Below are 12,174 nucleotides of genomic sequence, written 5' to 3'. Positions count from 1 at the left end.
TTCGGCTCCACCGACCGCGATGCCCGGGTCGAACACGCCTGGGCCGACACGCACTCGACGACGCGCTCCCGCGCCGGCGGGGCCGCCACCGAAGGAAAGACGATGCGCGCGTGGGCGAATCAGCTCAGACGCAGTGCGTCCAGGATCATCGGCCGCGACGTCGCCAGCGCCTGCTGCCAGTACGGCCAGGTGTGTGTACCCTGCCCGATATCCACCCGCGCGCCGATACCGAGCGCGTTCGCCCGGCCCCGGAAGATCTGGGCCGCGGCCATGGTCATGGTCTCGAGTCCCATGGCGTTGATGGTGTTGCCGAATCCGAAGCGCAGATCCGCGGGCCCGGGCACGCCGTTGCCGGACCAGACGTAGGTCGGCAGTCCGCGTAGCCGCTCGGCCTGCACGGTGGCGTCGTTGCGCGCCCACGCCGGATCACCGGCCGGGCCCCACATGTCGTCCATGTTGAACCGGCCCTCGTCCCACATGGCCGCGCGCATGCCTTCGCTCCAGGCCGGGAAGGTCGGATTCACGTATCCGGAGAACGATCCCGCGAACTTGAACTGATCGCGATGATTGGCCGCCAGGATCAGGGCGGCATTACCGCCCATGGACGCGCCCACAATGGCGTTATTGGTGCGCGAAACCCCGTACTTCGCCAGGAAATTGGGGAGTTCCTTGGTCAGGAACGTCTCCCACCGATAGGTGGCGCCCTGCTTGTTCGTGCTGCTCGGGCGGCGCCAATCGGTATAGAAGCTGGAGTGGCCGCCGACCGGGAAAACCAGGGTGACATTGTCGCCCGCGAATTGGCGCAGGGCGTCGGTGTCGCTTACCCATTGGCTGTGGTCACCGGGCGCGCGCAGGCCGTCGAGCAGATACAGCGCCGAACTGCCGCCGCGCGCGGCCCACTGCACCTGCACCTTGATCGAGCCCATGCTGGAGGGAACCCAGAGTTCCTCGTAACCACCGGCCGGGGTGCGCAGCACCGGTCCGTGCGCGGGTGCGGCCACCGCCGTGCCGATTCCGGCCGAGGAGACGAGAACGCCCGCCGCGAGCACGGTTCCGGCCCGATACGCCCACCCCCGGCCGCCGCGTGCCTTCCCGTTCCGAGTTGTCGTTCCCACCGGATTACCTCCTGCGTTATCCCCCGGTAAAAATACCGAATCCGACCGAATTGCGCTGTCGCTCAGCCCAATCTGTCTACTACACGCCAGAATTCGATAGTCCGGGGGTACCGCGGCGGCGCTATTGCACCGAGCGCTCCGACATTTGCGCCATGATCGCTGTCCCCACCCAGCGGCGCAGATATACCCGGAGTTCGTCATCGGTGCGCGGTGGATTTCCCGGGGAGACGAAGAAGGACTGCATGGTGCGCAGTGCGAATTCGACCAACCCGTTCAGCGACGGTTCGTCGTAGCCGAAACGTTCCCAGTCCACATCGAAGCGACCGATCATGTTCATGCCGAACTGCTGCGCCGCCTCGGAGGTCATCTCCTCGGGGTGCGCATTGACCGAGGTTGGCGAGAGCACGATGCCCAGGTGCGGGGTGCGGCGCACTTCGGCGAGGGTGAAGACGATCGCCTCGGTCATGGCCTCGGCGGGATCGGAGATGCCGCGCACCTGCGCGGTGAGCCGGTCCAGGAAGCCGCTGACCGAGGCGATCGCCGAAGCCTGCATGAGCGCGGCGGCACTCGGGAAGTACCGGTACACGGTCTGCCGGATGACCCCGAGCGACTCCGCCACGTCGGCGATGCTGATCTCGGCCCCCGTGCGGCCGATCAATTCCACTGCCGCAGCGACGATTCGGCGTGATGCCTCGTCGTCGTTCTCCGGCGGACTCCCGCCCCACCCGCGCCTTCTCGCCACTGCCCGACGCTACCAGGGCCGATGCCGTTCGCGGTGTCGGGGATTCTGCTCGGCCGCGCCGATTGTTATCATACACATGAGACGTTCCGTGTATGGTCGCGTTGATTCGGAGCATCCGAGCCGAACCAGCAGCCCCAGCCCACGTCGGGAAAGACGAGGTACCGCCGACAATGACCGATCTGATAGTGCGCAAGCTGACCTTCGCGTTCGAGGACCACGACGTGCCGTTCCTGTGGAATCAGGAGAACCCGGCCTTCTCCGCCATGGCGAACGCGGTCTCGTTCCTGGCCATCGGCTTCGAGAAGATGATCGTGAAGACGATCCTGCAGGCCAAGCCCAAGTTCACCGACGCCGAAGTGGCCGAGGAGGCCGATGCCTTCATGCGTCAGGAGGGCCAGCACTCGACCGCGCACCGCGGGCACGTGCGCGGGCTGATCAAGCGCTGGCCGGGCCTGCAGGAAACCCTCGACGAGGTGGTCGGCGAATTCGACCTGCTGGTCAAGAACACGCCGCTGGAATACCGGCTCGCCTACACCGCGGACCTCGAGGCCACCTTCACCTCGGTCTTCAAGCTCATGCTCGACAACGACTCGACGCTGTTCGCCCCCGGCGACGACCGCGTGTCCTCGCTGTTCATCTGGCACTTCGTCGAGGAGGTCGAGCACCGCAGTTCCGCGCTCATCATCTTCGACTCGCTGGTCGGTAGCGACGTCTACCGCATGCGCAAGGCGCCGTCGATCTTCAAGCACGTCATGGACGTCATCCGCATCGCCTGCGAGGGCTTCAACAAGCATGTGCCGCTGGAGGATCGCGGCGTCGACGCCATGGCCATGTTCGCCTCGTACCGCCACATGCAGCGCCTGCGCCGGGTGGTGCCGTGGCTCGAGGCGCACGACAACGGCCCGATGCCGCGCGCGTTCGACGACCTGAACCTGCGCGAGCAGCTCATCGCCCTGCGCGGTGTCATCCGCAGCCAGCTGCCCAAGCACAACCCCAAGTACGAGGCCCTGCCCGCGCTCGCCGACGTGTGGTTCGAGCGCTACGAGGCCGGATACGATGTGACGCAGTGGTATACGGCCGATAGCACCAAGTCCGAGGTGCGCTGATGTCCGATCGCTGTACCCCCACCTTCGACGAGCTGTCGAAGGCCCTCGGCTTCACCTGCGAGGAGGCCGGCGGGCTCTTCGAGCTGCGCAGCCCGCTGCACCTGGAGAACTGGACGCTCCCGGTGCTGGAGCTGCTCATCGTGGTCGGCTCGATCCTGGCGCTCGCGCTGGCCGTGGTTCGCCTGCGCCGCAACGGCGATCCGACCAACCTCGTGCTCTGGTTCGGCGCCACCGCGTACCTGTTCATCATCGAGCCGCCGCTGTACTTCCCCGCGGCGTTCGGCATCGAAGAGCACGTGGACACGATGTTCGCGCACAACGTGTTCACGGTGGAATTCATGTGGGGCCGACTACCGCTCTACATCATCGCCATCTATCCGTTCATGGCGACCGTGGCGTACGAGATCGTGCGCATGCTCGGGGTCTTCCATCGCTACGGCGCGTTCCTGGGCGCGGCCTGCGTCGGTTTCGTGCACCACGCGTTCTACGAGATCTTCGATCACATCGGCCCGCAATTGCGCTGGTGGGAATGGTCTCTCGACAACCCGATCAACGCGCCGTTCTTCGATTCGGTGCCGCTGCCGAGCGTGGTGGTCTTCGCCGCGCTGTGGCCGATGTCGCTGGCATTCTGCGTGCGCTGGTTCGTCGGGCGGCAGGTGGACGCGGGTCAGCACTTCACCGGCGTGCAATTGGTCTGGCGCACAGTGGTCATCGGGCTGCTGGCCTCGCTGGGCACCTTCATCCTGCCGCTGCCCGCGACGGTGCTCGGCATGGGCAGCACCACGGTCCGCGGGGTCATCTACGCGGCGGAGCTGGTGCTGATCGCGGTCGTCGCCATTCCGATCCTGTTCCGGCAGTGGCGGATTCTGCGCGGCGGCGAGTCCGGCATCCCGCCGTACACCAACCGTTTCGTGCAGGTCTACAGCGCGCTGTACCTGGTCGTCTTCGCGATCTTCTGGATCACCGCGCTGCCGGACTTCTTCGACGCGGTCGACGGCCGGACCGCCAACGGCGATCCGATCGGCAACCTGTGGTTCACCCTCGCCTGCTTCGTGGTGGCCATCGGATCCGTCGTCGCGGTGTGGACGATTCCCCGGGAGCAGACCCCCGGGGCGGTCACCGCGACGCCGGACGCCGAAAGCTCCAGCGTGGCTTGACAGTACGACCGGGCCCGGCCGTGTGCCGGGCCCGGTCGGTCAGACCGTGAGCCCGCGCCGGACCAGTAGGGGCTCGATCTCGGGCGCCCGGCCCCGGAAGGTCTCGAACGCGGCGAGCGGATCGACCGAGCCGCCGCGCGCGAGCAGTTCGCGCCGGAAGCTCTCGCCCTTCTCGCGCAGGGTGGCGGCGCCGTCCTCGAACCACTGGACGGTGTCCGCGTCCAGCACCTCGCTCCAGATGTAGGAGTAGTAGCCCGCGCCGTACCCGCCGGCGAAGATGTGCGCGAAATAGCCGGTGCGGTAGCGCGGCGGAATCGTCGAAAGCGCCAGTCCCGCTTTACGAAGCGCCTGCTCCTCGAAGGTCTCGGCGTCGATGCCCGCCTTGGCGTCGGCCTCGGGCAGCCGGTGCCACGCCCAGTCCAGCAGGGCGGCGGCGAGGTATTCGACGGTCCGGAAGCCCTCACCGAAACGCTCGGCCGCGGCCAGCCGCTCGACCAGGTCGGCCGGGATCGGAGCACCGGTCTCGACGTGCCGGGCGTAGTTGACCAGCACCGTCGGATGCGACATCCACATCTCGTTGACCTGCGACGGGAACTCGACGAAGTCGCGGGGCACCTCGGTGCCGGAGAAGAACGGGTACCGGACGTCGGAGAAGAGCCCGTGCAGGGCGTGCCCGAACTCGTGGAAGAGCGTGCGCACGTTGTCCCATGTCAGCAGTGCCGGTTCGCCTTCCGGCGGCTTGACGATGTTGAGGTTGTTCACCACGACAGGGCGCTGGTCGAGCAGTCGCGACTGGCTCACGAGCTCGTTCATCCAGGCCCCGCCGCGTTTGGAGGGCCGGGTGAAGAAGTCGCCCAGGAACAGCCCCAGCGGGGAGCCGTCCGCGTCGAACACCTCGAAAACCCGGACCTCCGGGTGATATCCGCGCAGGTCCGGACGCTCCCGCACGGTGATGCCGTAGGCGAGCCCCGCGGCGAAGAACACCCCGTCCCACAGCACCCGCTCGAGTTCGAGGTAGGGCCGCAGCGCCTCGGCGTCGACCGAGAACCGCTCGGCCCGAACCTTTTCCGACCAGAACTGCCAGTCCCACGACCGCAGCTCGGCCCGCTCGTCCGCATCGGCCCGCATGGCCGCGGCCAGGTCCCCCGCCTCCCGTTCGGCGTTGGCAACCGCCGGCGGGACCAGCCGCGCCAGCATCTCCTCGACGGCCGGGGCGGTCTTGGCGGTCTGGTCGGCGACCGCGTACGAGGCGTGGTCGCCGTACCCCAGCAGCGCGGCCCGCTCCGCGCGGATGGCGGCCATCCGGACCGCGAGCCCCGCGTTGGCCCCGTGCTCCCCGAACCCGCGCCCCAGCGACGCCGACATGACCCGCTCCCGCACGCCCGGGTCGGCCAGCTCGGCCAGGATCGGCTGGTTGGACACGTTCTGCAGGCTCAGCGCCCACTTGCCCGCGTGCCCGAGCGACCGCGCGTTCTCCGCCGCCGCCGCGACCGCCGCCGCGCCCAGTCCCGCCAGCTCCGCCTCACTGTCCAGGACGAGCGTCGCGGCGTTGGTGGCGGCCAGGTTGTTCTGCCCGAATTCGGTACTCGCGGCCGCCAATTCGGCGTTCAGCTCCCGCAACCGAGCCTGCTGCCCGGCGTCGAGGCGTGCTCCGGCCCGCACGAACCGCAGGTGATACTGCTCGATCAGCCGTACTTCCTCGGGCCCCAGCCCGAGCCGGTCCCGCTCGGCGTACAGCGCCTCGATCCGCGCGAACAATTCGGGGTCCAGGTGGATGGCGTCCCGGTGCGCGGCCAGCAGCGGCGAGATCTCCGCCTCGATCTCCTCGATACGCGGGCTCGAGTCGGAGGACGATCGGTTGAAGAACACGTTGGCCACCCGGGTCAGCACCGCCCCCGACCGCTCCAGCGCCTCGATCGTGTTGGCGAAGGTGGGCGCGTCCTCGGTCCGGGTGATGGCCGCGACCTCGACCAGCTGCACCGCCATTCCCCGCTCGAACGCGGGCAGGTAGTGCTCCTCGTCGATCACCGCGAAATCCGGAAGCTCGTACGGGAGCGTGCTGCGCTCGAAGAACGGGTTGATCGTCATGGTTTCCACCTTAGGGTGCGAGTGGGGCGCGGCCGGGACAGTGATAACGGCGGCGGGGTAATCGCCCATACCAGTTGCGGGCGTCGATCGCCGTCAATTCACCCGAAGTCAGGAGCATCGTGCACAGACCGTTCGAACTCTGCTCGATCGACATCGCGGTCGGAAAGCTCAGTCTGCGAGAGATCGAAATCGGCATGACCTACGGCGGCCTGATCGAAGGCCGGCCCAGCCGAACGGTGAACGACAGCTTGATCGAACGGCTGGCTCGGTCGAGGAGTCACCGGGAGGACAGAATTCACGTCGTGCCACCCGAGCGGACAATCGAGGACGGCCGGGAGTATCTGCCGCCCGTGCGCTGCGTGGCCTACTTCGAGGGGCCCTGTACCTCGAACAACACCGAAGATTGGGTCTACAGCCACCTGACGGTCGGCTGGTTCCAGCAACCGTGCGGCACAGCGCTGATCAGTCCGGAGGCCGTCACCCGGATGTACAACCTGCCGTGGCTCACGCTGGCGACCGATGTGCTGTGGCACGACCTGTAGCCGCGCCCCGCGACGCGACTCCGGTACCCGATCCACGTGCGTCGCGAGGCCCCACTTTGCGGGGGTTGCATTTGAAAGTGTCGCTTGGATAACGAAATAGGTATGTTGTCAGCTACGGTCGCCCTGCGAAGTGGGCGCGTCCGCCCCCGGTATAGCCGACAGGATTGACGAAAACCTCTATGGCCGTGTTGTTTCTATGGATTTTGGCGCCTCTGCTAGTACTCGCCGTCGGGGCGGCGGCCTATGTGGCGGTGCGATGGCGTGGTGAGACGGCGCGCGCGGATGAACTGGAAGCGCGTACCGCTGAGTGGGAAAATCTGCTGGATCAGGTTGCCCGCAAGACTCTTCCGTCCGTCACCGAGGCCATCCGCCGCCCGGGTCTGCCGATCACCGCACCGGAAATCGGTCCCAACCTGGAGAATTCCACCTTCATCGGCACGCTGCGCCAAGCCGTGCAGTATCACGCCGATGACCTCCGTATGCTCTGCGCCGAAGTCGCCGATCAGGCGCGGCGCGAGATCGAAGTTCAAGCTCAGCAAGCCATCACCAACGCCGAGCACTCCGTTCGCGCTCAGGCGCAGCAGGCTTCGCAGGATGTGACGGGCGCCGCCGTGCGCTCGTTCGGCACGTCCGTCGTGAGCCTCGGCGCCGACGTCGGCAAGGTGGTGAGTGCCGCGCTGCGCGAACACCGTGATGACGCGGTGTACGAGACGCTCATTCGCATCGATCACAGTGTGCAGCAGATGATTCGCCAGGCGCAGTCCTACGTGATCGTCAGCGGTGGTCTCCCCGGCCGGCGCTGGCCGCAGCAGTCCGTCACCGATGTCGTCGGCGGCGCGACCGGTCGCGTACGCGATTACCTGCGTGTACGCACCGCGCATGCCGATCGCGTGGTGGCGAGTCGCGTGGTCGAACCGCTGGTGCACACCGTGGCCACGCTGCTCGACAACGCGCTGCGCTATTCGCCTCCGACGTCGTTCGTGGACGTCAGTTTTCAAGAAGGCCACCACGGCGTCACCATTCTGATCGACGACGCCGGCGTGCGCATGAATCCCGAACAGCTCGAGGATGCCCGCCGCGTGCTCGCGGGCGAACGGGCCGTGGACATTCTCGAATTGGGCCCCGCGCCCAAGATCGGTTTCCCCAGCATCGCGGCACTGGCGCGACGCTATGGATTCAACGTCTACGTGGACGCCCCCAACGCGTACGGCGGTGTGCGGGCGATGGTCTACATCCCCGAAACCCTGTTGGTGGCACCGCAGGACGTCAAGGAGCAGCCGGTGGCGATCCCGCAGGCTGCCGTGCAGGTGGACGAGCAACTCGTCGAGGATGCCGAGATCGCGGCGGCGCTGACCGCCAGCGGGCTGACTCGCCGGCGGCGGCGCACGGTGGTGCAGTCGGGTACCCAGACGCCCGTGCTGCATTCCGCTCCCGCTCCCGCGCCCACTCCCGCTCCCACCTTGCAACTCGCCCGGCCCGATATCGCGGTGGCGTGGCACAACGGTTCGGTCAGCGGCCGGGTCGCCGCGGCCGAAGCCGACCAGACCGAAGGGAAGATCTCGTGAATTCACCGATAGTGACCGATGCGCACGCAGTTGTCGCGGACCCCGTCGACGGCTCCAATCGGCTGGGCTGGCTACTAGCCGAACTCGATATCCCCGGTGTGCGTTTCGGGGTGCTGCTGTCCGAGGACGGCCTGCGCATCGCGCACTCGGGCAATATCACCAAGGACAATGCCGAGCGCTTCGCCGCCGCGGCGTCGGGTCTGCGGTCGCTCGGTAAGGCGCTCTCCGAATTCTGCGGTGGCCCACAGGACAACGTGCGCCAGAACGTCACCGAGTACGACGAGGGCATGATCTTCATTACCGCTGCCGGCGAGGGCGCGGTCATCGGCGTTTCCGCCACCCTCGAAGTCGATGTGGCGCTGGTCGCCCACCGGCTCAACGAGCTCGCCGCGCGGGTCGGGCACGAGCTCGGCGCGATACCGCGCGGCGCCGCCCGGCCATGACCGGATCGCGGCGTGATCCGGATCTGGTCCGGGCTTACGTGCGCACGGGTGGGCGCTCGCGTCCCACCCGGGTCCTGGACCTGGTGACGGTGATCGTCGCCGCCGACAGTCCCCTGCAGGGCGGTTCGCCCGATGCCCGGCGCATCTTCGCGCTGTGCCGCAGTGCGTTGTCGCTGGCGGAGATCGCCGCCCATCTCGACCTGCCGCCCTCGGTGGTGAAGATCGTCGTCGCGGATCTGCTCGACAGCGGTCACCTGATAACCCGGACGCCCGCACACACCCTGCCGGACGTCAGCCTTCTAGAAGAGGTACTGAATGGGCTTCGCGCCCTTGCGGTCTGAGTCCGCTCAACCGCACGAGTCGGGCATTGATTATCTGCCCAGCACCGTCGTCAAGTCGGTGAAGCTCCTGGTGGCAGGAAGCTTCGGCGTCGGCAAGACGACCTTCGTCGGCAGCGTGTCGGAGATCAAGCCGCTACGCACCGAGGAGACCATCACCGAAGCCAGTGTCGGCGTGGACGATCTGGCCGGACTACGGAACAAGTCGACAACGACGGTGGCCATGGATTTCGGCCGCGTCACGCTCAATCCGCAACTGGCCCTGTATCTCTTCGGTACGCCGGGCCAGCAGCGCTTCGTCCCGCTCTGGGAGGAATTGGCCCTCGGCGCGCTCGGCGCGCTGGTGCTGGTGGATACCCGGCGCATCGAACAGTCCGACGAGGTGCTCTCGGTGCTGGAACAGCGCGGGGTGCCCTACGCGGTGGCGGTCAATCAATTCGAAGGCGCACAGCGCTTTCCGCTCGCCGAGGTGCGCGACGCGCTCGATCTCGCCGATGAAACTCCGTTGACCTCGCTGGATGCCCGCGATCGGCGCACCTGCGTGGAGGCGCTCATCACCCTCGTCGAATACCTGTTCCACTCGCGTCAGGAGTCACGCATTTGACCACGTCGACCGGTCCGGCCCCGCTCATCGACGGTGCTCGTTTCGCGCTGTACGACCCGGAGTTCGCCGCCGATCCGCATCGCTGGTACCGCGAAATGCGCAGTCGCTTCGGCTCTCTGGTGCCGGTGGAATTGGCGCCCGGAATCACCGCCACGCTGGTGATCGGCTATCACGACGCGGTCCGGATTCTCAACGATCCCGATCACTTCCCCGCCGATCCACGCATCTGGCAGCAGGACATTCCCGCGGACTGCCCCGTCAAGCCGATGATGGAGTGGTATCCCAACGTGCTGCGCAATGCCGGTGCGGCGCACTGGCGTTACCGCCAGGCCAATGTAAGCGCCGTGGACGGCGTGGATCTGCACGGCCTGCACGCCATCGTCGAGCGCGAGGCGATTCCGCTCATCAATACCTTCTGCGAGACCGGCGCAGCCGAGTTGATCAGCCAGTACGCCTTCCCGCTGGTGTTCGCCGGCTTGAACGAAATGCTGGGCTGCCCACCGGAAATCGGTCAGCGGGTGGCGGCGGGCATGGCGGCGCTGTTCGATTCGGTGGACGAGAACGCCGAACTCGGTATGCAGATGCTCAGCGGGGCGCTGCTGGAACTCATCGATCTCAAGCGCCGCGAGCCCGGCAACGACATGGTGACCCGGCTGCTGCAGCACGACGCCGGTCTCGACGACACCGAGATGCTGGCGAACATCATCAGCATCTACGGCGCCGGCCTCGAGCCGCAGCAGAATCTGATCATCAACACCCTGCGCCTGATCCTCACCGACGACCGCTTCGCCGGTGACGTGCTCGGCGGAAGTCTCTCCACGCGTGACGCTTTGGACGAGGTGCTCTTCAACGATCCGCCCATGGCGAACTTCGCCATCTCCTATCCGCGCCAGCCGATGTTGGTCAACGGCATCTGGCTGCCCGCGCACCAGCCGGTCGTCATCAGTCTCGCCGGATGCAACAACGATCCCGCCATCGCGGGCGGTGAGCGCATCGGAAATCGCTCTCATCTGGCCTGGAGCCTGGGAGCGCATGCCTGCCCGGCGAAATCGGTGGCGTCGCTGGTCGCCCAGGAGGCCATCGATCAGCTGCTCGATGCGCTCCCCGAGTTGCGCTTGGCCGTTCCGGTTGATGAATTGTCTTGGCGGCCCGGTCCTTTCCATCGGGCGCTGGCGGGTCTGCCGGTCACGTTCCCGGCGTGCCCGCCGTTGAACGTGAAGTAGGAGAACAACCTAGTGACGATCGAACCCCTGGCGCTGGATCTGACCGGTGTCGACATTCAAGGCGAGAACGCCCGCATTCGTGCGCGCGGACCGGTGACCCTGGTCGAGCTCATGGGCGTGCCCGCCTGGTCGGTGACCGATGCCGATATCCTCCGGCGCCTGCTGGCCGATCCCCGCGTGTCCAAGGATCCGGCGCAGCACTGGGCGGCGTTCATCAACGGCGAGGTCACCCCGGAGTGGCCGCTGTTCCCGTGGGTGGCCGCGACCAACATGTTCACCGCCTACGGCGCCGATCATCGTCGCCTGCGCAAGCTCGTGTCCCCCGCGTTCACGCACCGCCGCACCGTGGCGCTGCGCCCGCGCATCGAGGAGCTGGTGACCACGCTGCTGGATCGGCTCGCCGAGACGCCCGCCGGTGAGATCGCGGATCTGCGTGAGGGTTTCGCCTACCCGGTGCCGATCCAGGTGCTCACCGAGCTGATGGGCGTGCCCGAGGATCGCGAGCCCGCGCTGCGCGTCTGCGTGGCGCGCTTCTTCGACACCGAGATCACGCCCGAGGCGGCCGGGGCGAACTACGTCGAAATGTTCGGTCTCATCGAGGATCTCGTCGCGCACAAGCGGGACAATCCCGGTGACGACATGATCAGCGTGCTGATCGCGACGCGGGACGAGGACGGCGAGCGGCTGACCGAGAAGGAGATGGTCGACACGCTCATGCTCGTCATCAACGCCGGGCACGAGACGACGGTGAATCTGCTCGATCAGGCGATCTATTCGCTGCTCACCCATCCCGAGCAACTGGCCGCGGTGCTGGACGGCACGGTGAGCTGGGACGACGTCATCGAGGAGACCCTGCGCTACGAGTCCCCGGTGGCGCACCTGCCGCTGCGCTACGCGGTGGAGGACATCGAGATCGACGGGTTCCACATCGCCAAGGGCGAGGCCATTCTCGCCTCCTACGCCGCGGCGGGCCGCGATCCGAAGGTGCACGGCGACAGCGCAGAAGCCTTCGACATCACCCGGGTGAACAAGGATCACGTGGCCTTCGGGCACGGCGCGCACCACTGCATCGGCGCGCCCCTGGCGCGCCTGGAGGCGGCCATCGCGCTGCCCGCGCTCTTCGCGCGCTTCCCGGAGTTGCGCTTCGCCACCGATCCGGCCGAACTGGCCCCGGTGATCGGCTTCATCTCCAACGGTCACCGCGCATTGCCGGTGCACCTGAGCGCGAACTGATCCGCGTGATCGACCGCT

General features: G+C 67.1%; 12 protein-coding genes. 9 read left to right on the top strand and 3 right to left on the bottom strand.

What is annotated here, in order from left to right; translation table 11 throughout:
* Positions 1–119 precede the first annotated feature (119 nt).
* Both ACWDOP_RS08145 and ACWDOP_RS08140 read right to left on the bottom strand, forming a co-directional pair.
* Positions 120–1,115, bottom strand: coding sequence for an alpha/beta hydrolase (locus ACWDOP_RS08145; RefSeq protein WP_456344482.1), 996 nt, complete (start codon positions 1,113–1,115; stop codon positions 120–122).
* A 121-nt stretch (positions 1,116–1,236) separates the two neighbouring features.
* Positions 1,237–1,857, bottom strand: coding sequence for a TetR/AcrR family transcriptional regulator (locus ACWDOP_RS08140; RefSeq protein ID WP_454201348.1), 621 nt, complete (start codon positions 1,855–1,857; stop codon positions 1,237–1,239).
* Positions 1,858–2,027: 170 nt separating this feature from the next.
* Between ACWDOP_RS08140 and ACWDOP_RS08135 the strand changes: the two genes are divergently transcribed.
* Positions 2,028–2,963, top strand: a complete 936-nt coding sequence (locus tag ACWDOP_RS08135; RefSeq protein ID WP_454201349.1) for a metal-dependent hydrolase — start codon at positions 2,028–2,030, stop codon at positions 2,961–2,963.
* Positions 2,963–4,120: a hypothetical protein gene (locus tag ACWDOP_RS08130; RefSeq protein WP_456344481.1), complete on the top strand. Its 1,158-nt coding sequence runs from the start codon at positions 2,963–2,965 to the stop codon at positions 4,118–4,120. Before ACWDOP_RS08135 ends, ACWDOP_RS08130 begins: the two co-directional genes overlap by 1 nt.
* Before the next feature lie 39 nt (positions 4,121–4,159).
* On the opposite strand, the gene ACWDOP_RS08125 is transcribed toward ACWDOP_RS08130, so the two are convergent.
* The gene (locus ACWDOP_RS08125; protein WP_456344480.1) at positions 4,160–6,208 is read right to left on the bottom strand and encodes a M3 family metallopeptidase; all 2,049 of its coding nucleotides are present in this window, start codon (positions 6,206–6,208) and stop codon (positions 4,160–4,162) included.
* Positions 6,209–6,327: 119 nt separating this feature from the next.
* Between ACWDOP_RS08125 and ACWDOP_RS08120 the strand changes: the two genes are divergently transcribed.
* From ACWDOP_RS08120 to ACWDOP_RS08090, 7 genes are all read left to right on the top strand, one after another.
* The gene (locus tag ACWDOP_RS08120) at positions 6,328–6,750 is read left to right on the top strand and encodes a hypothetical protein (RefSeq protein ID WP_456344479.1); all 423 of its coding nucleotides are present in this window, start codon (positions 6,328–6,330) and stop codon (positions 6,748–6,750) included.
* Positions 6,751–6,929: 179 nt separating this feature from the next.
* A complete protein-coding gene (locus ACWDOP_RS08115) occupies positions 6,930–8,315 on the top strand; it encodes a sensor histidine kinase (RefSeq protein WP_454201353.1) in 1,386 nt (461 codons plus the stop codon).
* A complete protein-coding gene (locus ACWDOP_RS08110) occupies positions 8,312–8,758 on the top strand; it encodes a roadblock/LC7 domain-containing protein (RefSeq protein WP_454201354.1) in 447 nt (148 codons plus the stop codon). Before ACWDOP_RS08115 ends, ACWDOP_RS08110 begins: the two co-directional genes overlap by 4 nt.
* A complete protein-coding gene (locus ACWDOP_RS08105) occupies positions 8,755–9,099 on the top strand; it encodes a DUF742 domain-containing protein (RefSeq protein ID WP_454201355.1) in 345 nt (114 codons plus the stop codon). Before ACWDOP_RS08110 ends, ACWDOP_RS08105 begins: the two co-directional genes overlap by 4 nt.
* Entirely contained in the window at positions 9,074–9,700 is a 627-nt protein-coding gene (locus ACWDOP_RS08100) for a GTP-binding protein (protein ID WP_454201356.1), read from the top strand. Before ACWDOP_RS08105 ends, ACWDOP_RS08100 begins: the two co-directional genes overlap by 26 nt.
* The gene (locus ACWDOP_RS08095; protein WP_456344478.1) at positions 9,697–10,923 is read left to right on the top strand and encodes a cytochrome P450; all 1,227 of its coding nucleotides are present in this window, start codon (positions 9,697–9,699) and stop codon (positions 10,921–10,923) included. Before ACWDOP_RS08100 ends, ACWDOP_RS08095 begins: the two co-directional genes overlap by 4 nt.
* Positions 10,924–10,935: 12 nt before the next feature.
* Entirely contained in the window at positions 10,936–12,156 is a 1,221-nt protein-coding gene (locus ACWDOP_RS08090) for a cytochrome P450 family protein (RefSeq protein WP_456344477.1), read from the top strand.
* Positions 12,157–12,174: the final 18 nt, after the last annotated feature.

It is taken from the genome of Nocardia sp. NPDC003693 (genome assembly GCF_053981095.1).
Note: the sequence above shows the minus strand (reverse complement) of the source record. Positions and strands in the feature narration are given on the sequence as shown.